Genomic DNA, 24,241 nt, shown 5'->3' on the forward strand with positions numbered 1-24,241 from the left:
TGGGCGGCTTTTTTATTGCAGTTAAGGTGTTTTAGTATTTTATTAATATAGGTTAATAGACTATGGCTTTGTTAAAGTGGCTGGCAGTTGCAACGGTGACGCTTAGTTTAACGTCATGTGCAGGGACTTACCGCGCTTATAAGGATACATTGCAATACGCTTTTACAGAGCAACCGGATGCGAGTTTAACGCTAGCTGAGGTTGTTAATTCTAAATTCGATTATTTATATGTTAAACATGGTGAGCGGCCGCAAAGTGTGTTGGCTTTAATGTTTTTAGAGCAAAACCAATTAAAGTGGATCTCTGCTGATCAGGCGATGTTGATTATGGAGCATGGCCGCATAGTAAGAACTCTGGGTTTTAGTAATGATTTATTAGTGTTGTCGGCAGCAGCGGTAGATCCGCTGGCAAATATAGAAAGTATTGACGATAACACTCAGTGGCAACGCCAGTTAGATTGGGCGGGTGGTGAGTATGGTTATAGCGTTACATCTCGCTTTGTAGTAGAGCCTGGCCATTCTTTACGCTTATTTGACCAAGATATTGCCGTTACTAAAGTGATTGAGCATTTAGACTATGCTTCGCCGTCTAATTATCTGCGTTTTGATCAGCATTGGCAGAATGTATTTTGGTTTGATGCTAAAAGCGGCTTGCTTTTACAAAGCCAACAGCAGTTAGCGCCTTTTACCGAGCCGATGCAATTAACCTTTATTAGCCGAGTTGCACGCCAGTTAGCTAAGACAGTGACTATGCCTGTAGCTGTGACTAAGCCAATGCCTGAGCCAGTATTTAAGCCAACGTTGGAGGCTTTAGCAGAATGAGACTTCACAGTGTGTTACAAATTAAACCTAAGTGCAGCTTAAAACCTTTGGCCAAGTGGTTATTAACAGCCAGTGTGTTGTTAAGCAGCTGTTTTATGGCGCCAATTTATGCCGATGAGCCAAGCGAGCTAAGTATTCAAATTAACCAGCAGCTTTATCGGTATCAGTTTGCCAGCCAATTGCTAACCGATAGTGGCGTTACAGTACAGACGACTGCGCCTAGGCTTGCCGATGTATTAGCGCCTGTTGCCTTAGACGATAAATGGTATTGGCCAGTTTCGGCTTTATATAATACCAGCGATAACAGCGCCCAATTATTACAACAACAAGTACTGGCGCTGTTAGCCGAGCTACAAGAAGCCGAGGCTAGCGATACTGATTTGCAACAAGCCTTAAGTGCGATGACAAAGCAAGTACAGAGTTGGCAGCTAGCTAGCCGAGTTTTTATTACTATTGATTATGATTTAGCCCGCGCTAAAGCCGAACATAACCCAGCCTTTAGCGCTGGTGACTATTTACTGAAGTTAGCCCCTCGGCCTAGCCATGTTAGCGTTTTAGGTTTAGTGACACAGCCGGGTAAGATTAACCATAAAGCGGCTACGCCAGCGGCTGGCTATGCAGCTGATTTAACTTATTTAGCGGCGGCTGATCGCCATAGCTTATATATAATACAGCCAAATGGTCAGGTGGTTAAAACAACCGTTGCTGCCTGGCAGCAGCAGCTGGTTGAAGCTATGCCTGGCGCGCAATTATTTGTGCCGTTTAAGTCTGGTTTGTTTTCTGCTAAGTGGCAGCAACTAAACCAAGCTATTGTACAGTTAGCACGGCATAGGGTTTTATAATGAAGATGATAAAAAAGACTAATATGCGTTATCAGCGTGTTTCACTCGCGGTTATTACTGCATTAAGTTGCGGTGCCTTAAGTTGCACTGCGTTTAGTGCCTTGGCAGCTGAGCCTGAAGCTGGCTGGCAGCAAGAGACGACAGCAACATCGCAAATGGCTCACGGTGGTGTAGGGTTAATTCAAACGCCGACCGCGCGGATGGCAGACGCTGGTGCTATGTCGCTAAACTATACCGATAATGAAGAGTATCGGTTTTGGTCGGTTAGCCTACAGTTGTTTGACTGGATGGAGTCGACGGTTCGTTATACTGATGTTCGCACGCGGTTATATAGCCAAGATCCAGGTTTTAGTGGCGATCAAACCCTAAAAGATAAAGGCATAGATGTTAAGTTTCGCTTATGGCAAGAAAGCACTTACTTACCGCAAGTGTCATTAGGCTTTAGAGACTTTGGGGGTACGGGTTTTTTTGAAAGTGAGTTTTTAGCCTTTAGCAAAAAATGGCATGACTTCGACTTTCACCTTGGTATTGGCTGGGGCTATTTAGGCAGTGCGGGTAATATTAGTAACCCTTTTTGCCAAGTGAGCGACAGTTTTTGTCAGCGCCCTGGCGGTTTTAGCGGCTTAGGCGGCAAGATTGATTATCAACGCTTTTTTAAAGGCTCGGCTTCTCTTTACGGTGGGCTTGAGTATCAAACACCTTGGCAGCCACTAAAATTAAAGCTGGAGTATGAAGGCAATGACTATAGCCGCGATAAAGCAGGAGGACTAATCCAAGATAGCCGATGGAATTTTGGGGCTGTTTATCAATGGCGTGACTTTAGCTTTGACTTGAATTATCAGCGTGGCAATACCTTTGGTTTTGGTGCTCATTATAGTTTGAACTTACATACTGCTAGCCAAATTAAAGTGAAACCGGCAATGCGGCCTGTTCCCCAGCAGCTAGCGGAAAAACATGAAATTTCTGATCGTGATTTAATACCTCAAGCCTTACTGACTGAAGCGGGCTTTATGTTACGTAATTCACGAATGACAGATGATGAGTTTATTATTTATGGTCAGTCGTTGTATTACCGTGATGACAAAGAAGCGACAGAGCGCATTGGTCGTGTTTTAGTAACTGAAATACCTAGCCATATTAAGACCATTAGAATTGTTGAATACGCAGGCACCATGGCGATGGTGGAAAAGGTAATAGATGTTGATAGCTTTATTGCTAATGCCAGATATGATCAGCTGCAGTCGGACATTCGCTCTACTTATGTGCGACAAAGCCCAACGGCAGATACGCTAGCGAGATTAGACAAGCAAAGCTATTCTGGCTTTTATACCAGTATGGAAGCGTTTTGGATCCAGACTTTTGGTAGCCCTGAAGCCTTTTATATGTATCAGGGCGGGCTGTTTTTAGGTGCGGGTTATCGGCTAAGTGAAAATGTGTCGTTTAACACTACAGCGAAAGTTACCTTGTTAGAAAATTTCGATAAGTTTAACTTTAAAGTTGATGCTCAGGATACTGATGTGCCCAGAGTGCGCACTTATATAAGGGAATACGTTACCGGTAATAGGGTGACGATGGAGAACTTGTATTTGCAGTGGCAAGATAAATTAGCGCCAGATATTTTTGGCCAAGTTTATGCTGGCTATTTAGAAACCATGTATGGTGGTATAGGTGCTGAGGTATTGTATAGGCCTGTAGATAGTAATTTTGCTATTGGTTTTGATATTAACTATGTACGCCAGCGTTCTTATGAAAACAACTTCGACTTCTTTGATTACAATGCCGTAACCGGTTTTGTAAATTTATATTGGAAGCCAGAAATATTGCCCGACACCCAATTTACAGTAAATGTAGGCCAATATTTAGCTAAAGATAAAGGGGTGACCATAGAAGCGGCTAAACGTTTTGATAGCGGCATTATAGTGGGTGCCTACGCGGCGATTACTAATTTATCTGCCGAGCAATACGGTGAAGGCAGCTTTACTAAAGGCTTTTATGTGTCGATACCTTTTGATTTGTTCTCATTAAAACCATCTAAAGGCCGTGGCCGTTTACCTTGGATACCAATAGCACGAGACGGTGGCCAAATGTTAAACAGACCGGTAAGTTTGATTAATGTGACAGAAAGCCGATCAGCGTTTTTTGACTAGCTTGCTGCGCAAGCGGTGACGAGTGACCTTTGGTAACAGTGACGAGCTTGCTGTGCAAGCGGTGACGAGTGACCTTTGGTAACAGTGACGAGCTTGCTGCGCAAGCGGTGACCAGTTACCTTTGGTAACAGTGACGAGCTTGCTGCGCAAGCGGTGACCAGTTACCTTTGGTAACAGTGACGAGTGACCGCAGCAAAGCTGCTAGTTACCGCTCACTTTGTGAGCTAGTTACTGTTCGCCTTACGAACTCGTCACCGCTGCCTTTGGCAGCTAGTCACTGTTCGCCCTGCGAACTAGTCACTCACCACTTGCTTCAACCCTATTCCTGCCATTACTTTTCGCTGCATATAATGCTGTATCTGCGGCTTTAATTAGTTGGCAGGGTTTTGAGTGTTTAGTGGCAATTAGACTGCTGCAGCCAATGCTAACGGTGAGGTAATTACTGACGTCTGAATGTTTATGCTCTATGGCGAGTTCGGCTAGCAGTTGTTGGATTTTTTTACTGACATTTAAAGCGTCAGTTAAATTGCTGTCGGGTAATATAAGCACAAATTCTTCACCGCCGTAACGAGCGGCAAGATCGCCTTGGCGTTTTAGTACTTGGCTTAAACAACTGGCAACTTTCTTTAGTACATCGTCACCGGCTTGATGGCCGTAGTGGTCGTTGTAACATTTGAAACGGTCTATATCTAGCAAGACTACGCTTAGCGGGGTTTGGCTGCGAGCGCTGCGATTTAGCTCTTCTTGTAAACATTGATCAAACTGACGGCGGTTGGCTATGCCGGTTAAACCGTCTTGCATGGCTTGTTGTTGCAGTTCTGCGTTGGCAAGTAGTAGCTGTTGCTGCATGCTTTGCAGTGAGCGACGAAAAGCGATGTTCTGCAAAGTATTGGCGATCATCTCGCCGACTAATTTTAACCGACGTAAGTCGTTACTGGTCCAGTTTCTGGTGCGTGATACCATGTCGCAGCCAACAAAACCAATAAGTTTATCGCCTGAACGCATGGCGCAGCAAAGCACTGATTGAATATCTTCTCTTTCAAATTCTTTTTTTTCTGCATGGGCATCTGCAGGCAGTTTAGAGGTGTCGCTAACGCTGAAAATGAGATTGTTTTGCATACATTGATAAAAGTAGGGTAAGGCGTTTTGCGGCACATTTTGTAAGTCATCAATATGTGAGGTTACGCCATAGCGCACCCACTCATGGGTGTTACTCATCTCGGTGATGTCATTATTAAACTGAAATACATAAGTGCGATCAGCATGAGTAAATTCACCCAAAGCAGCTAAGGCATCATTGATATGTAAGCTTAAATTATGATCTTGAACATTAATGAGTTCGGTTGAAATTAACGAGATTAATTTATCAAAGGCTAAGGCTTCTTGTACTTCATCTGAATATAAAGCGTTATCTTGTGAAATATAACTTGTATCTGTATGTTGCAAACTGATAACAACACTTTGGTGAATGGTATAAGGCAATGATACTAAGCGGCTGTGCAGATGATAACAGCTTGCTTGTTTGGCAATAAAAACTTGCTGGTTTATTTCATTGCCACTGATAGCTTGAATAAGCGGATTATTAAGCAAGCTGTAGGGCTGGTGGGTTTTAGTCTGGCAAATAGCGATATTTTTCAGCTGGGCTAAGCTTATTTCTGCTGGTGAATGGGTGTCAAGTTCAGTTTTAGTGGCAGTTTCAGTTGTAGCTGGTTGATTTAATTCGAATAATCGACGAGCAGCTGCATTGGCGTAGATGCAATTTTTGCTGAAGTCTTTATAAAACAATGCATAGGGCAAAGCGTCTAAAATAGGCCAAAAATGCGGCTGCTGATTGTCGGTCATATTATACTCTTTCCTTAGAGGCCTTTGCTGCAGTTAGGCAGGCTTCTGATTCCTGTTGCCAAACATGTTGCTTAAAGTGGGCTCGGCACATTGACACGTAACTTTCGTTACCACCAATTTGCACCTGGCTACCGGCAGTGACTGCTTGGCCATTTTCATCTAAACGTACCACAAAATTTGCTTTACGACCGCAATGGCAAATGGTTTTAAGTTCAATTAGTTTGTCTGCCCAGGCTAAAAGGGCATGACTACCTTGAAATGTTTCACCTAAAAAGTCGGTGCGTAAGCCAAAGGCGAGTACGGGGATGTCTAGTTCGTCTACCACCGTGGTAAGCTGGCGCACCTGTTGCTTAGTTAAAAACTGTGCTTCGTCAATTAATACGCAGTTTAATTTATTTTGGCTTTTTAATTGGTTGATATGATTTATAAAATTGAAGTCTGGATTGAAAATATGGGCATCCATACTTAAACCAATACGAGAGCTAACTTTGCCTATACCATAGCGATTGTCTAGTGACGCGGTGTAGATAACTACTTGCATACCGCGCTCTTGGTAATTATGGGCACTTTGTAATAGCGAGGTGGATTTGCCAGCATTCATTGCCGAGTAATAAAAATACAGCTGTGCCATTAATACTCCCTGATAAATAAATACTTTAGTGCCTTAGTTTATGTAGAACATAACATCTGTGATCTACAACAAGGCTAGTATAGTATAGCAATATGTTAAAAAAATTTAGGGCTATCTATTGCTAGCCTTTATTTTAGTGAGCGTTAACCAACCTTTTAGGACTAAGTATGGAAAAACTACTGTTATTACCTGTGTTTGGCCAGGTTTTACTAACCAGCATAGTGATGATTTTAATGGGCAAGCGGCGTATTGCTGCTGCTAAAAATAAAGACATCAGTATTTCAGCCTTTAAAACAATGAATTTAACCGGCGCTAATGAGCAAGTGATTGCCACTAGTCGTAATTTTGATAATCAATTTCAAATGCCGATGTTATTTCTATTTAGCCTGTTATTTATTTTGCAGTCGGGCTTAGCTGACTTAGCTTATGTGATTATGGCATGCGGTTATTTGTTATTACGGGTATGGCACACCATAGTGCATATAGGCAGTAATAACGTAAGGCTGCGTTTTAATGTATTTTTAGCCAGTTGCGCCCTGTTATGGTTAATATGGTTAAGGTTTGCTTGGCAGTTATTAGTGCTATAAAAAACACAATAAAAAGCTTAATTAAAAGAGCAATAAAAGGGGCCTAGTGATTACACTGAACTGGAATATAGTGCAACTATGCTAGGGTATTTATTGCTGTTCGCCAGTGGCTTTTTAGCTGCGACTTTATTTCCGGCATCATCGGAGTTGCTGCTTGTTAGCTTGTATCAGCAAGGCTATCTGCCACTGATGTTATGGCTAGTAGCAACTGCGGGTAATACGTTGGGCTCTTGTGTTAATTGGTGGCTAGGTGTGCGTTTACGCCAGTTTTCGTCTAAACGCTGGTTTCCTTTTTCGGCTTCATCACTAGCTAGGGCAGAGCGATTATTTAACCGTTTTGGTTTGTTAAGTTTACTGTTTGCTTGGCTGCCAATAGTAGGCGATCCGCTGACCTTAGTGGCGGGGGTGTTGCGGGTACGTTTTAGCCTGTTTTTAGCCTTGGTTTTATTAGGTAAGGCAGCACGTTATGCCGTATTGCTTGCTGCTGTGTATTATTATGTGGCTTAGCCCAGTTTTATTACTGCTTTATTGTAGTTTTAATACAAGTTAAGCGGGAAATATTTGGCATTATTACGGCTGATGGTTCACAATTAGCGCCATTACTTACTTGTTTTTAGGATGATATTATGGATTACCAACTTTCAGCAGATGAACTTAAGCGTATTAATCAATTAGATGCTGAGCAACGTTATAGCTATTTTGTGCAAGCGGTGGCAGATTTAGAGCAAATTTGGATTTTAACCGATGAAGAGGGCTTTGTGCTGGTGACGGCTGAAGAGGAGCGTTGTATTCCGGTTTGGCCACATGAAGAGCTGGCGCAAGAGTGGATTGAAGGTGATTGGGCACACTGTATTGCTCAGGCTATTGATGTTGATACGTGGTTAGATAAGTGGACATCGGGCTTAAATGGTGATGAGTTAGCCATTGCGGTGTTACCTGATACTGATGGCCCTGGTGTAGTGGTATTGCCTGATGAGTTAGCGGAAACTTTAATTTCTGAAATGCAGGATGATGATTAATTATCTGCTGTGCTTATTTGCTGACTTTATCTACAGACTTTAATTTCTATTTTTGTGCAATATAGGTAAGTATTGGCATTGGCAGCTAATTAGCGTGCATTTCCCTTGCGTTTATATTCAAAATCCGTACAATACGGCAGCCCTTTAGTCTGAAGTTTATTCAGGGTATGGGGCTTTATTATTTGTTAAAACCTGAACGATAAAAAATTAGAGGGCCTTATGGTAACTATTCGTTTACAACGTGGTGGCGCGAAAAAGCGTCCATTTTACCAAGTTGTGGTAGCGGACAGCCGTTTTGCTCGCGATGGCCGTCATATTGAGCGCTTGGGTTTCTTTAACCCACTTGCTGGCGGTACAGAAGAGCGACTGCGTCTGGACCTAGATCGCGTTAATCACTGGGTAGCACAAGGTGCTACAGTAAGTGACCGCGTTGCATCATTGGTAAAAAACGCTAAGAAAGCAACTGCTTAATTAGCACTATGTCGGGTGGAGTAGTCAGCGTGGAAAAGAAAGATTTAGTCGTTCTTGGCAAATTTGGTGCAGTTTACGGTATCAATGGCTGGCTTAAAGTTAACGCTTACACCGACTTCCCGGAAGGGATTTTTGATTACATTCCTTGGCAAGTAAACGTGCAAGGTAGCTGGCAACCAATGCAAGTGTCTAGCTGGAAGCGCCATAGTAATGGCTTGATAGCAAAACTTGACGGTGTTAATGATCGTGATCTAGCTCAGCGTTATGTCAATGCTGATATAGCTGTAGCAAGCTCGTTGTTGCCTCCTCTTGCAGAGGGCGACTACTACTGGAAAGACCTTATGGGTTTAGCTGTAGTGAACGAAGCTGGCTATCACTTAGGTGAAGTGAGCGACATGATGGAAACGGGCTCTAACGACGTTATTGTAGTTAAAGCAAACCGTACCGATGCATTTGGTAAGAAAGAAAGGTTGTTACCGTTTTTAACCGATACAGTGGTGAAAAGCGTTGATTTAACCGAAGGTCGCATTGTTGTAGATTGGGACCCCGCGTTTTAATGACAGAAAGCGTTACTCGATGTAAAGATAGTCGCTGGATAGGCGTTATCTCTTTATTTCCAGAAATGTTTAATGCAATAACGCAATTTGGGGTGACTGGCCGTGCTGTAAAACAAGGGCTGATTGACGTTAAGTGCTGGAACCCGCGTGATTTCACAACGGACAAGCACAGAACGGTTGATGACAGACCTTATGGTGGCGGCCCCGGTATGCTAATGATGGTGCAGCCATTGACCGACGCAATTCGCGCCGCGAAACAGGCTGCAGGTGGTGAGGTTCACACGATTTATTTATCGCCGCAAGGTAGAAAATTAGATCAACAAGGTGTGGCTGAACTGGCGACGCATTCGAAGCTGCTATTAGTAGCTGGCCGGTATGAAGGGATTGATGAGCGCGTAATAGAAAGCGAAATTGACGAAGAATGGTCGGTGGGTGATTACGTGTTAAGTGGTGGAGAGTTGCCTGCGATGACGCTAATTGATGCGGTATCGCGATTAGTACCAGGTGTACTTGGGCATCAACAGTCGGCAGAACAAGATTCTTTTGCATCGGGTTTGCTAGATTGTCCACACTATACAAGACCTGAAGTGTTATCAGACAAACAGGTTCCGTCAGTATTGCTGAGCGGTAACCATGAAAATATACGACGCTGGCGTTTGCAGCAGGCTCTTGGTAGAACCTGGCTAAGACGACCAGATATGTTAAATCTCCTGGCTCTGACTGAGGAGCAACGTCGGTTACTGGCTGAGTTCAAACAAGAGCATCAGCAAGAGTGCCAGACGGGGCAGCAAGAAGACAGTTAATACCAGGTATAGTGAGATTGTTATGAGCAAAATTAGCCAAAACATTATCAAACAACTTGAAGAAGAGCAGTTAAAGAAAGACGTTCCAGCATTTGCGCCGGGCGACACTGTTGTTGTTCAAGTAAGAGTAAAAGAAGGTGATAAGTCACGTTTACAGGCTTACGAAGGCGTTGTTATCGCTAAGCGTAACCGTGGTTTACACTCTGCTTTCACAGTACGTAAAATCTCTAATGGCGAAGGTGTTGAGCGTGTTTTCCAAACGCACAGCCCATTGGTAGACAGTATTACGGTTAAACGCCGTGGTGCAGTTCGCCGTGCTAAGCTTTACTACTTACGCGATCGTTCAGGTAAATCAGCGCGTATCCGCGAAAAGCTTAACTAAGTTAGTTTTCAGCGTTATAAAGGCCGACATTAGTCGGCCTTTTTTGTTTTTAAAGACAGGCTTTCACATGGGCTAACTGGAGTTGTAATCAAGTAATTACTCTAGTAATTTATTCGCTCACCCTTTTTTTGTTCAAATATAGTAATTTGGTTTAGGGGTTGCCGTTTATCTTTAGCATTGGAGCATTCGCATGGCTAGCTCAGAGACAAAAGCTCAGCAAGCACTTGAGCCGTTAAGACAGCAAATTGACGAGATTGATAGCCAGTTAGTTGCTTTATTAGCTAAGCGGGCCAAGGTGACAGCACAAGTGGGCAAAGTTAAGCAGCATTATGCTTTACCGGTTTATGTGCCAGCGCGCGAGCAAGCATTATTAACCGCTAGATGTGAGCAAGCAAAGCAGTTAGGGGTATCGCCTGAATTAGTTGAAGATATTTTACGCCGCATGATGCGAGAGAGTTATCAGACGCAAGAAAGTGGCTTTGTCTGCTGTGGTGAGCTGGGTGCTAAAGTCGTGATTGTAGGCGGCAATGGGGCTTTGGGTAAACGATTTACCAGTTTATTTCAGCGCTCTGGCTATGAGGTTCAGATTATCGGGCCAAATGACTGGGCTAATGCTGAAGCCATTTGTGCTAATGCTGTTTTAGTGCTGATGGCCGTGCCGATTACACTTACGAAAACATTAATTAATCAGCTGCCTCTGTTAGCAAGTCATTGTGTGCTAGCAGATATAACCAGTATTAAACAAGCGCCATTAACGGCAATGCTAACCAAACATAATGGCCCTGTAGTTGGCTTGCACCCCATGTTTGGCCCTGATGTCACTAATTTGGTTAAGCAAGTGGTGGTAGTGTGCCATGGCAAAGCGCAGGCGCAGTATCAGTGGCTACTAACCCAGTTAACTGTGTGGGGAGCAGAGCTATGTGAAAAATCTGCACTCGAGCATGATCAAGCTATGCAACTAATTCAAGCCATGCGCCATTTTTCGTCATTAGTTTATGGCGTACATTTAGCTGAAGAACAAGCTGATTTAAACGAATTACTACAAATGAGCTCGCCCATTTATCGCTTAGAGCTGGCGATGGTAGGGCGATTATTTGCTCAAAATGCTGAGCTGTATGCAGATATTATGTTGTCATCTAAAGCCATGACTCAGGTACTGCAACGTTATCAACAACGTTTTAGCCAGTTATTACAGCTTTTAGAAAACCACGATAAAGCCGGATTGATAGCCCAATTTAGCAAAGGCCAGCATTATTTCGGCGACCTAGCCCAGCAGTTCCTACAAGAAAGTAAACAGCTGCTACAAAAAGCCGCCGACAGCCGGAGTTAAGCGGTTTTAATTATTGTTCTGAATTGTACCAACTGGTTATAATATGGTCTGTTTGTTAATCAAAGGATGATAAAATGAAAGTTTTCGCTAAATTATCAAAAAGTTTATTAATAAGTTTTTTTGGTGCAAGTGTTAGTTTTACGGTGTTAGCTACAGATATTGATGATGCAATCGCAACTGCAACGAAACATTATAAAGCGGGAGAACTATCACAAGCAGCAGCACAGCTTGATTATGCAAGTACACTTATTAGACAAGAAAAAGGCGAGCAGGTAAAAAAAGCATTTCCAAAGGCGCCATCTGGATGGCAAGCCGATGAAGCAGAAAGTGAAGTGGCAGGAGCCGCAATGTTTGGTGGTGGTATTACGGCGACAAGAACTTATCGCAATGACGCACACAGCATTGAGATCCAATTAATGATGGACTCTCCAATGCTGCAAGCCTTTTCTATGATGTTAAGCAACCCTTCAATGATAGCGATGTCCGGTGGAAAAATTATCAAAATACAAGGTATTCAAGCTGTACAAAAAATTGAAAATGATGAAGTTGAAGTTCAATTTGTTACGCCTGCCGGCGCTATGATCTCATTAAGCGGAGACAAAGCGGTGCAGAGTACAATTTTATCATTAGCAAATAGCTTTGATTTGAAAAAATTATAAATTGCTTTTGATATTTCTTTTTGCAACTTTACGACTATAGTTGAACACTACAATCTATTTATAGATTGTAGTGTTCTTTGATCAACTGCCATGCATCTTCTGGTGTATCTGCATACTGGATCAGATCCAGATCTTCTGCGTTTATAACGCCTTCCTCTACTAATAAATCAAAGTTAATTAGACTTTGCCAAAATGTCTTGTTAAATAAGATGATAGGCACACGCTTAGACTTTTTGGTTTGAATTAACGCTAAGGTTTCAAAGAGTTCATCTAGTGTGCCAAAGCCACCGGGGAAGGCGACCAGTGCTCGCGCCCGTTGTAAAAAGTGCATTTTACGAATGGCAAAGTAATGAAATTGAAAGCAGAACTTAGGCGTTATGTATTGGTTAGGTTGTTGTTCACGCGGTAGTACTATATTCAACCCGATACTTTCGCCGCCGGCTTCCATGGCGCCACGATTGGCCGCTTCCATTATGCCGGGGCCGCCGCCGCTGATGATGGTTAGGGCGCAGTCATGGTTTTTACAGTTATGGTCGGTTACTAAATATGAGAATTGCTGGGCTGCGCTATAGTATTTACTGCGTTTTACTTGTGCTTGCGCATATTTAACGGCTTGCTGATTTTGGCTATTGTTTTCTTCAGCTAAGGCTTGTTGGGCATTTTTTAATAACAATTCTGCTTGTTCTGGCGATAGGAAACGAGCGCTACCGAAGACGACAATGGTGGCATTGATATTGTGTTCCTCTAATACTTGCTGGGGCTTTAAATATTCTAACTGTAGCCGAATGTGTCTTAGGTTGTCTTGGGTTAAAAAGTCGTTATCGGCAAAGGCTAAGCGGTAGGCGCTTGAATTTTCTAAGTTATTTATGGTGTCGATTGACTGCTGGGCTGAGGTTAAATGTCGGCCATATAGCTTTTCTTGATCAGTCATTATGTCCTCTTAATTACTAAAATCTGAGTTGATGTTACTCAATTTGTTCAAGTTTTGTTTAAGCTGTCTAGTTTCTGATTAGCTGGGATTATTAACCAGTGTAGGCTCGATATCTTCGCTGGCATAGCAACCTAATACTTTAATAAAACGCGTAATTTTATTTAATTCTTCTAAAGCACGGGTCATGGCGTAATCGTTTAAGTTGGCAAAGACGTCGACGTAAAACATTTCTTCCCAGGGGTTGCCGTTAATGGGCCGTGATTCTAATTTCGCCATGCTGATACCATGTTGTTTTAACACTAATAAAGCGTCTACTAGTGCGCCTGGTTGTTGGCCAGTGTACATGATAAAAGTGGTTTTAGCGGGTATGGCTTTAGCTACTTGCACCGATTTACGCGCTGCGACAATAAAGCGGCTAACGTTGTCTTTTTGGTTGGCTAAGTCGCGAGTTAATACTTGTAAGCCGTAAAGTTCACCGCCAGCTTCACCACCGATGGCGACGATGCTGGGATCTTGCAGTTGTTTTACTTTGCTAAATGCATCTGATGAGCTATCGCAGTAGTCTATTTTTACATTAGCTAGGCCTTGTAAAAACTTGCTGCACTGGGCAATAACTTGTAGGTGGGCACAAACTTGGCGAATTTTAGTTAAGTCTGTATTGGCTAAGCCTAATAAACAATGGGCGATTGGGTGAGTTAACTCGCCAACAATGGATAATTGCGTGTGCTGCAGTAGATCATAGACTTCGTTAATTGAGCCTGAAGAGGTGTTTTCAATTGGCAATATTGCATAGTCGGCATGGCCAGTTTCTACGCTGTGCACGATATCGTGAAAGCTATCGTAACCTAGTTCGATAAGTTGCGCTGCCCGACGGGTAAAATATTTCTGTGCTGCCCAGTAACTATATGAGCCTTGGCCACCAAGAAAAGCAACTCGAATAATATTGTGATCAAGATTATTGAGCTGACCTTGAATTTTGGCTTGTTGCTGTAGTACTGAGTCTTCAATAATCAGCTGGTAAAGCCGGGTTACATATTGGGCGTCGAGATTGAGGGTTTTGCCATGTTCGATTAGGGCTAATAACAACGCTTGCTCGCGCTTTTGATCGCGAATAGGTTTGTTTTGTGCCTGCTTCGCATTTGCGACATTAAGGACAAGTTGGCGACGCTTGGCGAGTAAGGCTAATAGCTGCTGATCGGTTTGGCTAATTTCGCTACGAATTTGCTCTAATTGCATGTTTGGTTCTCTTTAATAATCTAACTACTATACTGCTGTTTTAGTGATATTTTTATTAAACATTTTATTAATGTGCACCGACCCCATTTTAGTTGGGGGTGAGTAGGAGTTGGTGCTTTTTCTCTTTGGGTAAAAAGGGCAGGGTGACACCGTTTAGCCAGTAGGTGTGGTCTGCTCGGTAGAATGGTGATAACGGGTGGCCTGATTGGCCTGTTGGCATGGTGAGGATGCCTAGGTGTTCTTGGCCTGGTGCGACAACGAGTCGTTGCGATTGGCCAAAGGTTCTGCCTTGTACCCGTGGCATGTGGCTGTCGCCATTAAGCTCGGTGTTTGGCATGTTTAGCCATTGGCCGAAGTAAGGTACTGCTGAGGCGAGTGGATGCTGAATTTTGGCTTTATTTACATGTCCCCAGCGGCTTTTTTCTAAGCTGCCATATTGTTGTTCTAGTTGTTGCTTGCTACTTAAAATGGCGCTTTGTATTAGGTGCGGCCAGTCGTTGTAGGGGGCAACTAGGGTATCTGGTCTTTGTTGTTGTAGCATTTGCCAGATGGCGGGCTCTAGTGAGTATTTTAAGTCTTTGCTGATTGCGCCTTGTTGCTCTAGTAAAGCTGACAGCGGGGCAAATTGTGTTTCGATTAGGTGCTGGCGAAACTGTTTGACTAAGGTGTAGCCTATGGCGTCAACGCTGGCTCGTTCGGCATTGTTTTTTACCTGTTCTTTATATTGCTGTAACTGGTGCTGGGCAATAAATTCTGGGGTTAAATAGTGCAGTAAAAGTTGCTGCCAGCGGGCGAGCATTATGGCTTTATTATCGAGTTGTATTGCATGTAAATCGGCTTCGCTAAAGTTGTCTTGTGCCAGTAATTGATTACGGATCTGCTGTCCTCTGGCTCCGAGGTCGTAACCGCCATTGCCAAGCTTGCTGTAGTGATCATTGCCTACGGTGCGGGCATTGGCTGTCCATAAACGTTTTATGCTGGGGTTTACGATAGCGGGTTGGTTGGCATTATCGATATAGCCTTGCCAATAATCTGGCTGTTGGCTCCAGTCTTGTGGCGTGTCCCAGTCGAAGTTGGGGCTGCGTTTGGGAATGGCGCCTGCGATAGTCCAAGCAATTTGACCTGTAGCGTCGGCAACAACTAGGTTTTGTGCTGGGATGCCAATAGTGGGCGCTAGCTTAACAACTTGTTGGACACTTGTTAGGCCTTCTAATGCAATTAAGTTGATATTTACCGCTTTGCTGTCATGGCCTACCCAGCGTATGGCATAGGCTTGCTGCTGGTTGTTACTGTTGTTATTACTTGAGTTTTGACTATTTTTGCTTGTGTGGTTATTAAGCGCGGGAAAATAGACGATGGGGCCCCAGTGTGTTTCTGCTAGCTCTAGTGCTTGATCTTGGCCCTTTGCAACTTGAATTGTTTCGTAATAATACTTGATGGGCTGCCAGCCGTTTTGGCTTAAGTAGCGTTTGCCATCATCGCTTAGGGTTAATTTAATTAAGTCGTGCCAATCGCCGGTGCTATTGGTAAAGCCCCAGGCTATTTTATTATTAGAGCCGACAACAATAGCAGGTGCGCCTGGCAGGGTTAAGCCGGTAACTTGCATTAGCTGGTTGTTTTGGCGCCAATTAAGCTGAGCTTTAAACCAAGTATTAGGCACGCGTTGGCCTAGGTGCATATCGTTAGCCAAAATAGCCTTACCGTGGCTGGTTAAACTGCCTGCTACGGCAAAGTTATTGCTGCCAATATCGGTTGCGTCTTTAATATCGCATTGGTTGCAGCTGTTAAGTGTTTGCTTTAAAACGTCTGGGTAAGGCGTGGTGGGCATATGAACCGCACTGGTAATAGATGCGTCTATGGCGGCTTGCCAATGCTGGCTGGGTTGTTGTAAAAACTGATACCAGTCTGGGCTAAGGTTGTTTTTTAGCACGGCCATGGCATATTCATCGCGGCCTAGCTTGCCTTGTAAGTCTAAATACATGCTGTACATGACTAAAAAAGAGTCTGATGCTTGCCAAGCTGCAGGTTTTTGGCCAAGTAGCCAGTATTCAAATGGCGCTAGTGTAAGTTGTTGTAATCCGGCATTAACGCCAGCAGTATAGCGCTGTATCAGCGCAGCTTGTTGGTTATCTAGTTGCTGTAATGCTTGTTCAGCACGATAGCGAAACCGGTGCTTACGCAGGTTTTTGTCGGCATTAATGGCTCGACTGCCAAATAGGGCAGCTAGTTCACCGGCGGCATTGCGGCGCATTAAGTCCATTTGAAAAAAGCGCTCTTGGCCATGGCTAAAGCCTAAGGCGTAGGCCGCATCTTGGCGGTTAGCGGCATGTATGCTTAGGTAGCCTAAATTATCACGATCTAAACGCACTGTTGCTGAAACGTCGGCAATAAGCTCGTCGTCATAGGCGGGTAAGCTAACGTATAAAGCAGAATAGGTTGCCGCTGCTATTAAAATGCATAAAATAAATATCAGACTTAATATCCATTTAAACCATTTCATATTTAATTATCTGTATTATTAGTAATAATTTAAGCATAACGGAGACAGGCTCTAATGTCACAAAACAATGTAGTAAAAAAAGTGCCAGTATGGGATTTAGCTATTAGGGTGTTTCATTGGAGCCAAGTGCTGCTAATTGCTGGCCTCTGGTATACCGGTGAAGAAGGCTATATAGCCCAGCATCAATTATTGGCTTATACCTTGTTAGCTTTAGTAATAAGCCGAATTATTTGGGCTTTTATTGGCAGTAAGCACGCCCGTGTTGCTAGCTTTGCCGCTTCCCCGAAACAGGCCATAGGCTACTTGTTTAAACCCACAGCTAAGCTTGGCCATAACCCTGCTTCATTTTATATGATTATATTGCTGATTATTTTAACCCTAGTGCAGCTGATTACGGGCTTAGCGACTTTTGATAACAGTTATTTAAGCGATGGTCCTCTAGTGGCTTATCTTTCAAGCGATCTGGTAGATTTAGCTTCTAGCATTCATAGCATTAATATTACTATTTTATTAGCGGCTATAGCGGTGCATGTAATAGCCGCTGTTTGGCATAGCCTACGGGTACATAATGTGATTGCAGTGATGATAACCGGTAAAGATACGCTGAGTAAAAATGACGCTGGTTCTGAACCCGTATCAGGCTTTGTTCACAGTGGCTGGTTTTTTCTAATAGTGGTGGTGCTTCTAGTGGGCTTCTATTTTTGGCAGGGACAAAGCTTAGTGGGCTATTTATAAGGGCAGATTTTTGTTGTTTTAATAAAAATTACTAGCTAGTAATTACAGTAACTAGCTAGTAATAAAATATTATTTAGTCTTTATATTTATTATGACAGGCTTTGCAGTTGCGAGCGAAAGCACCAAATGCTTTTCTAATATCGCCTTGGTCACCCTTTAAAGCGGCGGTTTGCAGTTCGGCCGCATCAGCGCTAAATTTTTCTGCGCGAGATTCAAAGTCAGCTAGGTTATCCCAAATTTCAGCTTTAGCGCTACCGCCTTTTACGGTAAAAGCATCCCAAGGTAAGGTAGTTAATGTGGCTAAGGCGTTGGCTCTTTTTATGACTCTTTCTTGCTCAAATTTAACATCACCTTTGACCATGTCGCCAATATCTGCCATGTTATGACGTATAAGCTGAAATGCGGCCTGGCGATATTCTACGCTATCTTTAGCATCACTAAAGACACTAGCGGCGATAACTGCAGGCGAACTAACAGCAATAACTAGGGCAGCAATTAAGGACTTTCTCATATTTAGACTCTCTTTTTTGTTTGCTTATAATACTAAATAGGTATTATCTTAACAGAACGCGATGTTTTGCCAACTACCGGATAAGTATTAACCTATAGGCTAAGCGAGTGACAGAGAACAGTGTTATACAATCAAAAGGAGTAGACTCGTTAGGTCGCAAATTTGCCCTAGTAGTGTTTTTCTCTATTGTGCTTGCCGGTTTAGTGGTCGGTTTTTTAGCGATAAAATTTCAAGAGTTTGCGCTACTTAAACAGCAGCAAGCGAGTATCAAATATCGATCTTTAGGTTTTGCCTCTCAACTCTCTTTTAGCTTGTTGCAAAAGCAACAAAAAGCCCAAGTAGCAAATGAAATTATTACTACTACTTTACAAAAATCACGGCGAGAAGTTAGGCCAAGCTTAAAGGCTGAAGCCGATGGCTCCATTCGTCAGCAGGATGACTATTCTGCCGCCTACATTGCGCAGAAAAACTATAATCGCCGTACGGCTAGTTTATACCAAGACACTGCACAATTATGGCAGCAAATTTCATCTTTAATGCTACAAGATTTTGATAGCTTTTATTTTATATCAAAAGATAACTTTATTCGCAGTACGCCCGTTAATTGGGTTTTGCAGCTAGAGGCAGGCCATGACTTTAGCCAAGATTATTTTTACCAAATTGCTACGCCTGAATTGAATCCGCAACGTTTACCCAAATGGACAGAGCTGTATTTCGATAGCATGTTTAACCAGTGGGTGATTAGTTTAATTATTCCTGTTTATATTGAGGATGAGTTTATTGGCGTAACCGGTACCGATATTTTCTTGAAGAATATTTTAGATGACTTACCCAGCATACAAAATAAGCCTGCATATGCCCAAGTGTTTTTGTTTGATCGCAAAGGACAAATTATAGGCGATCGGTTGCAAAAATTCAGCACAAATTTACCAATGAATACCTTATTTACTGGGGTTAAAGCAGCTGAACCCAAGTTATCTCAGTTTGCTAAACAGGTAGCGCAACAGCCTAAAGCTATAGAAAAATTATCTGAAGAGGTCAGTGGTGAATTAATTTATGCCGCAGAGGTTGCTCCTGTTAACTGGTATTTAGCCATGCATATTGAAAAAGACCATGTATTGTCGGGACTAGCCGATTTTAGATTACGCTTACTTAGTATGTTTATTGTGGTGGCATTGTTAGTTTCAGTGCTGATATTTGTGACCTTTTATAAGGTGATTTTAAAACGATTAAATCGGTTATCTAAAGGTGTTTATAGCTTTAGTCGTGGTGAAATCACACCTATTGAACTGGACACTAAAAACGATGAGATAGGCAGATTAAACCGTGCTTTTATGAATATGTCGGGAGAGATCTCGGGTTTAGTTGCTGGCTTAAATGCCAAAATAGTAGAAAAAGAGCTAGCAGAAACCTCAGCCAGAAAACTGAGTAAAGCCGTATCGTTTTTAAGCTCTGGCATTGTTATTACTGATGCAGAATTGGCTATTGAGTATATCAATCCATTTTTAATTAAGTTACTTGACTGCCAAACGGCAGTAGAGAAAAAGTTAAACTTAAATGAGCTATTTGCCCAAGAGGTGAGTCATTTAAGCGATGAAATACACTATGCACTTTCTGAACGCCAGCATTGGCGTGGCGATATGTTGCTAAAGTTTGCGGGTAAACAATGTTGGATGTCTTTAGCCATTGCGCCTATACGTAATGAAACAGGTGAGCTAAGTCACTACGTTTGTGCGATGCAGGATATTTCATTTATTAAGCAAAGCCAGCTTAAGATGGAGCATTTAGCTTATTATGATGTGTTAACGGGCTTGGCGAATCGCTGTTACTTTAAAGAGCAGTTACGCAAAGCCATTGCTATGTCGCAACGTGGTTATTATAGCTTTGCTTTATTGTATTTTGATTTAGATGAATTTAAACGCATTAATGACACTTTAGGTCATGATGCGGGCGATGAATTACTAAAAGAAATAGCGCGCAGGTTAACTACGCGTTTGCGCACAGAAGATACTATAGCGCGTTTAGGCGGTGATGAGTTTGCGGTGATTTTATCGGCGATAAATGATCGTAACCAAGCATCCGATATTGCACGAAATTTACAAAAAGCCTTTGCACAGCCGGTTATGCTAGGTCAACACGAAGTGTCTATTAGTGCCAGTATTGGTATTACCATGGCACCAGAAGATGCCGCCAATGAAGAGTTACTGCTAAAGCATGCTGATTTAGCCATGTATGAAGCTAAAGCTCGGGGCAGAAATACCTTTCATTTCTTTAGTCCAGATTTAAACGAAGCGGCTGAAGAGCGCTTATTGATTGAAAATCAGTTACGCGAAGCGATTAAAGATAATCAGTTTATGCTGTATTACCAGCCCAAAATAGATATACGTGATAATACGGTTGTTGGTTATGAAGCTTTAATTCGCTGGTTAAGGCCTGATAATACCTTAGTGCCACCTGTGCGCTTTATTGGTGTTGCTGAAAGCACAGGATTAATAGTTCAGATTGGTGAATGGATTATCTGGGAGGCTTGCCGCTTTTTAGCAAGGCAACATAGCCAAGGTTATACAGTTAGCCTAGCGATTAATTTATCAGTTAGACAATTTAAAGATGATAACTTACCGTCGCTTGTAGCACATATTATTCAAATGACAGGCGTTGATGCTAAGTATTTAATGTTCGAAATAACCGAAAGTATGCTGATGGGCGACACAGATGCGGCTATTAGCCAATTAAATCAGTTGAAACGGCTGGGTGTCTCTTTATCTATTGATGACTTTGGTACAGGCTATTCATCGCTAAGTTATTTAAAGCGTTTTCCGGTAGATGAGCTAAAAATTGATCGCTCATTTGTTTGTGATATACCCGAAAGCCGAAACGATATGAATATCGTTGCCGCTGTAGTAGCCATGGCGCAAAAAATGGGACTGCAAGTGGTGGCTGAAGGGGTTGAAACAGCCAGTCAGGTTGAGTTTTTAAGAAATAATGCTTGTCATCATGTGCAAGGTTATTACTTTAGTATGCCTTTGGCTGAGCAAGAACTAGCCGGCTTAAACTTTGCAATAAAACAATAATATTTAATTTCAGGGAACTGTTATGACTCGAGCTCGTTTATCGACAGCCAAAGTGTCGATGCCACCTGTGTCACTACTGACTGCTGCATTACTGACTTTTACAGTAACAAGCAGTTATGCTGACCAAACATCGCCTTTACAAGGTATTCAACATAAAACGCCTAATTTAGTTGCCCTGACAGGGGCCACGGTAGTAACTGAACCTGGTAAAACGCTAACAAATGCCACTATTTTAATTGAAAATGGTCAAATTTCAGCAGTAGGTACTAAGGTTAAGGTACCGACAGGCTATCAAGAAATTGATGCTAGCCAATACCATATTTATGCTGGCTTTATTGATCCTTACACCCAATATGGTGTGCCAGAAATGGCGAAACCAAGCCGAGGCAGTTACCGTGATGCGCCAGTTTATAGTAATGAACGCTCTGGTGGTAATGCTAGTAATGATGCTATTCGCGCTCAAATTCGTTGGATTAACCAATTTAAACCAGATAGCAAAGCAGCAGATAGCCTACGTCAGCTAGGTTTTACTGCGGTGCAATCAGCGCAGTTTGATGGTATTTTCCGCGGCCAAGCCTTTGTTAGCTCATTAGCTGATGGTATTGCTAACGAACTGGTATTAAAAGCCGATGGCGCTCAGTTTATGTCTTTTAGTAAAGGCAGCTCAAAGCAAAGCTATCCTTCGTCACTAATGGGAAGCATAGCCCTTATTCGCCAAACCTTAAGCGATGCTAATTGGTATCAACAAGCTTATGGCAAAAGCGATACCCGTTTTTATAACCAACCGGTTGAGTTTAATGCCGCACTAGAGCAATTAGGCGGTTTAAATGAGTTTGGTGCTGTATTTGAAACTACCGATGATCGCTCTTTTTTACGCGCTGATAAGTTATTAAACGAGTTTGCCCTTAAAAATGCGGTAATGGTTGGCTCGGGTTATGAATATGTGCGCTTAAATGAAGTGAAAGACAGTGGTCGTAGCTTAATTTTACCACTTAACTTCCCTGCTGCGCCTGAAGTGAAACAAGTGTCTGATCAACCAGATGTTGATTTAGCCAGTTTACGCCATTGGGAGCGGGCACCAACGAATGCCGCTGCCTTAGATAAAGCCGGTGTGCCTTTTGCGCTAACAACGTATAAGTTAAAAGATAAAAAGCAATTTTGGCCTAATTTACGCAAGGCAGTTAAGCATGGTTTAACTACTGAGACGGCGTTAGCGGCATTAACCACTGTGCCGGCAAAAATGACGGGTGTAGCGCAAAGCCTAGGTAAAATTGCTAAGGGCTACCAAGCTGATTTAGTTATAGCTAACGGTGATTTATTTGCCGATGGCGAAATTGTAGCAACTTGGACTCGTGGCCAGCAGCATAACTTTAAGCCATTACAACAAGTTGACATGGCCGGTGATTATGCCCTTAGCATTAATGGCAAAGCCATGCAGTTAAGCTTACGTGGTGATGCGGGTAAATTAAAAGGCACGTTAAAGCCCGTATCTGCAGATGATAAAGATGCAGTAGCGTTAACTGATGTGAGTGTTGCCCAACACTTGTTGCAGTTTAATGTTAATTTAAGCCAATTAACTGAGCAAAACTTTGTGGCGCAATTTAGCGGTAAAGTGTTGGATGACCAGCTAACAGGTAAATTGCACTTAGCGAATACTCAGCTAGATATTAGTGCGAATCGCACTGAAGTTAAAAGCTCAGACAAGCCGAGTAAAAAAGCCAACACGGATTTGACGCTGTTATCTAAAGTGACTTTCCCAAATCGTGCTTTTGGTGTGACTCAGCTGGCCGAGCAGCAAAATGTTCATATTAAAAATGTGACAGTGTGGACTGCCGATAAAGCCGGCATTTTAGAGCAAACCGATGTTTTAGTGCGTGATGGTAAATTCTATAAAATAGGCAAGTCGTTATCGACTCCACGCGGGTATAGCGTGATTGAAGGTGAAGGTTTACATTTAACCCCAGGTTTAATTGATGAACATTCACATGTAGCGATTGAGCGCGGCGTGAACGAAGGCACAGATGCCGTAACGTCTGAGGTGCATATTGGTGATGTGTTAAATGCTGACGATATTAATATTTATCGTGGTTTAGCTGGGGGAACTACAACCTCTCAGTTATTACACGGCAGTGCTAACCCTATTGGTGGCCAAGCGCAAATTGTTCAATTCCGTTGGGGCGAAAGTGCAGAAAATCTTAAGTTTAAAGATGCCCCAGGTAGCATTAAATTTGCTTTAGGTGAAAACGTTAAGCAGTCAAACTGGGGTGAGGCCTTTACCGAGCGTTATCCACAAACGCGTGCCGGTGTTGAAACTACAGTGCGTGATGCTTTTCAAGCAGCTAAAGAATATCAAGCAGACTGGGCGGCTTATAATAAGCTATCTAAACGCAAGCGCGCTGATGTTGCGCCACCACGTAAAGATTATCGCTTAGATGTATTAGTTGAGATTTTAAATAAACAACGCTTTATTCATGCTCACTCTTATGTGGCGTCAGAAATTTTGATGCTAATGGGTGTGGCTGAAGAGATGGGCTTTAAAATCACCACTTTCACTCATATTCTTGAAGGCTATAAAGTGGCTAAAGAAATGCAGGCGCATGGTGCAAGTGGCTCAACCTTTGCTGATTGGTGGGCTTATAAGATGGAAGTGCAAGATGCAATTCCAACTAATGCCTGCTTAATGGCGGATCAAGGTGTTTTAGTAAGTATTAACTCTGATGATGCCGGTTTACAGCGTCGCTTAAACCAAGAAGCGGCTAAGTCTGTTATGTACTGTGATATGGACCAGCACGAAGCCTTAAAGATGGTGACTATTAATCCGGCTAAACAGCTGAAAATTGATAACGTGACCGGCTCTATTGTTGAAGGCAAACAAGCGGACTTTGTACTATGGAGCGGTAACCCACTTTCTGTTTATAGCCAAGCGCAACAAACATGGATAGAGGGTACTAAATACTTTGATATTGAAGCTGATAAGCAAATGCAACAACAAGTGATTGCTGAAAAACAGGCCTTAATGCAAAAATTACTACAAAGTGGCGATGATGCGAAAAAAGGTGATAGCAATGGTTATAAGCAAGATGAACCCTTATGGCATTGTGATGATCAAGGTGATTGGTTAGCCGAAGGTCAGTTCGCTCATTTTCTTCAGCATTCGCATTAAGGA

General features: G+C 42.7%; 21 protein-coding genes. 15 read left to right on the forward strand and 6 right to left on the reverse strand.

The genetic code is table 11. The features are described from left to right. Positions 1-62: 62 nt before the first annotated feature. From ACRCA4_RS04245 to ACRCA4_RS04255, 3 genes are read left to right on the forward strand one after another with little or no spacing between them, the layout of a single operon-like run. Complete coding sequence (locus tag ACRCA4_RS04245; RefSeq protein WP_433184636.1) at positions 63-821, forward strand: YjbF family lipoprotein; 759 nt, start codon at positions 63-65, stop codon at positions 819-821. Beyond that, positions 818-1,663, forward strand: a complete 846-nt coding sequence (locus tag ACRCA4_RS04250; RefSeq protein WP_433184639.1) for a capsule biosynthesis GfcC family protein — start codon at positions 818-820, stop codon at positions 1,661-1,663. Before ACRCA4_RS04245 ends, ACRCA4_RS04250 begins: the two co-directional genes overlap by 4 nt. Next, positions 1,663-3,810 carry a YjbH domain-containing protein gene (locus tag ACRCA4_RS04255; RefSeq protein WP_433184642.1) on the forward strand — a complete coding sequence of 716 codons (2,148 nt, stop codon included), beginning with the start codon at positions 1,663-1,665 and terminating at the stop codon, positions 3,808-3,810. The genes ACRCA4_RS04250 and ACRCA4_RS04255 overlap by 1 nt, the downstream gene beginning before the upstream one ends. Before the next feature lie 297 nt (positions 3,811-4,107). Here ACRCA4_RS04255 and ACRCA4_RS04260 read toward each other — a convergent pair whose 3' ends face one another. Next, positions 4,108-5,652 (reverse strand): sensor domain-containing diguanylate cyclase, encoded by a 1,545-nt coding sequence (locus tag ACRCA4_RS04260; RefSeq protein WP_433184644.1) that lies wholly within the window; start codon positions 5,650-5,652, stop codon positions 4,108-4,110. A gap of 1 nt (position 5,653) precedes the next feature. Then, positions 5,654-6,283, reverse strand: coding sequence for a thymidine kinase (locus tag ACRCA4_RS04265; RefSeq protein WP_433184648.1), 630 nt, complete (start codon positions 6,281-6,283; stop codon positions 5,654-5,656). Positions 6,284-6,450: 167 nt separating this feature from the next. On the opposite strand from ACRCA4_RS04265, the gene ACRCA4_RS04270 reads away from it, so the two are divergent. From ACRCA4_RS04270 to ACRCA4_RS04310, 9 genes are all read left to right on the forward strand, one after another. Then, positions 6,451-6,870, forward strand: coding sequence for an MAPEG family protein (locus ACRCA4_RS04270; RefSeq protein ID WP_433184651.1), 420 nt, complete (start codon positions 6,451-6,453; stop codon positions 6,868-6,870). Positions 6,871-6,948: 78 nt separating this feature from the next. After that, positions 6,949-7,377 carry a YqaA family protein gene (locus tag ACRCA4_RS04275; RefSeq protein WP_433184653.1) on the forward strand — a complete coding sequence of 143 codons (429 nt, stop codon included), beginning with the start codon at positions 6,949-6,951 and terminating at the stop codon, positions 7,375-7,377. A gap of 119 nt (positions 7,378-7,496) precedes the next feature. Next, the gene (locus ACRCA4_RS04280; protein ID WP_433184656.1) at positions 7,497-7,889 is read left to right on the forward strand and encodes a DUF2750 domain-containing protein; all 393 of its coding nucleotides are present in this window, start codon (positions 7,497-7,499) and stop codon (positions 7,887-7,889) included. Positions 7,890-8,108: 219 nt separating this feature from the next. Beyond that, positions 8,109-8,360, forward strand: a complete 252-nt coding sequence (rpsP, locus tag ACRCA4_RS04285; RefSeq protein ID WP_433184659.1) for a 30S ribosomal protein S16 — start codon at positions 8,109-8,111, stop codon at positions 8,358-8,360. A gap of 29 nt (positions 8,361-8,389) precedes the next feature. After that, positions 8,390-8,917 (forward strand): ribosome maturation factor RimM, encoded by a 528-nt coding sequence (gene rimM / locus ACRCA4_RS04290; RefSeq protein WP_433184662.1) that lies wholly within the window; start codon positions 8,390-8,392, stop codon positions 8,915-8,917. Further along, on the forward strand, positions 8,917-9,720 hold the full coding sequence (trmD, locus tag ACRCA4_RS04295; protein ID WP_433184665.1) for a tRNA (guanosine(37)-N1)-methyltransferase TrmD: 804 nt from the start codon (positions 8,917-8,919) through the stop codon (positions 9,718-9,720). Before rimM ends, trmD begins: the two co-directional genes overlap by 1 nt. A gap of 22 nt (positions 9,721-9,742) precedes the next feature. Continuing rightward, complete coding sequence (gene rplS / locus ACRCA4_RS04300) at positions 9,743-10,102, forward strand: 50S ribosomal protein L19 (RefSeq protein ID WP_433184668.1); 360 nt, start codon at positions 9,743-9,745, stop codon at positions 10,100-10,102. A gap of 190 nt (positions 10,103-10,292) precedes the next feature. Then, a complete protein-coding gene (gene tyrA, locus ACRCA4_RS04305; protein WP_433184671.1) occupies positions 10,293-11,432 on the forward strand; it encodes a bifunctional chorismate mutase/prephenate dehydrogenase in 1,140 nt (379 codons plus the stop codon). Between the two features lie 74 nt (positions 11,433-11,506). Beyond that, on the forward strand, positions 11,507-12,091 hold the full coding sequence (locus ACRCA4_RS04310; protein ID WP_433184673.1) for a hypothetical protein: 585 nt from the start codon (positions 11,507-11,509) through the stop codon (positions 12,089-12,091). Positions 12,092-12,149: 58 nt separating this feature from the next. Here ACRCA4_RS04310 and ACRCA4_RS04315 read toward each other — a convergent pair whose 3' ends face one another. The 3 genes from ACRCA4_RS04315 to ACRCA4_RS04325 all read right to left on the reverse strand — a co-directional run bounded on the left by ACRCA4_RS04315 (position 12,150) and on the right by ACRCA4_RS04325 (position 16,758). Continuing rightward, entirely contained in the window at positions 12,150-13,022 is an 873-nt protein-coding gene (locus ACRCA4_RS04315) for a TIGR00730 family Rossman fold protein (RefSeq protein ID WP_433184676.1), read from the reverse strand. Positions 13,023-13,100: 78 nt separating this feature from the next. Beyond that, entirely contained in the window at positions 13,101-14,258 is a 1,158-nt protein-coding gene (locus tag ACRCA4_RS04320; protein WP_433184679.1) for a chorismate mutase, read from the reverse strand. A gap of 88 nt (positions 14,259-14,346) precedes the next feature. Continuing rightward, positions 14,347-16,758: a penicillin acylase family protein gene (locus ACRCA4_RS04325; RefSeq protein WP_433184682.1), complete on the reverse strand. Its 2,412-nt coding sequence runs from the start codon at positions 16,756-16,758 to the stop codon at positions 14,347-14,349. 54 nt (positions 16,759-16,812) lie between these two features. Between ACRCA4_RS04325 and ACRCA4_RS04330 the strand changes: the two genes are divergently transcribed. Beyond that, positions 16,813-17,493, forward strand: coding sequence for a cytochrome b/b6 domain-containing protein (locus ACRCA4_RS04330; RefSeq protein WP_433184684.1), 681 nt, complete (start codon positions 16,813-16,815; stop codon positions 17,491-17,493). 73 nt (positions 17,494-17,566) lie between these two features. Here ACRCA4_RS04330 and ACRCA4_RS04335 read toward each other — a convergent pair whose 3' ends face one another. Beyond that, positions 17,567-18,004: a c-type cytochrome gene (locus tag ACRCA4_RS04335; protein ID WP_433184687.1), complete on the reverse strand. Its 438-nt coding sequence runs from the start codon at positions 18,002-18,004 to the stop codon at positions 17,567-17,569. 107 nt (positions 18,005-18,111) lie between these two features. Here ACRCA4_RS04335 and ACRCA4_RS04340 point away from each other — a divergent pair, with 107 nt between their 5' ends. Next, positions 18,112-21,075 (forward strand): bifunctional diguanylate cyclase/phosphodiesterase, encoded by a 2,964-nt coding sequence (locus ACRCA4_RS04340; protein ID WP_433184690.1) that lies wholly within the window; start codon positions 18,112-18,114, stop codon positions 21,073-21,075. 22 nt (positions 21,076-21,097) lie between these two features. Continuing rightward, entirely contained in the window at positions 21,098-24,238 is a 3,141-nt protein-coding gene (locus ACRCA4_RS04345; RefSeq protein WP_433184693.1) for an amidohydrolase family protein, read from the forward strand. The last annotated feature ends 3 nt before the right edge of the window (positions 24,239-24,241 follow it).

Source organism: Rheinheimera sp. WS51 (assembly GCF_050936095.1).
In the GTDB taxonomy this organism is placed as follows: domain Bacteria; phylum Pseudomonadota; class Gammaproteobacteria; order Enterobacterales; family Alteromonadaceae; genus Alishewanella.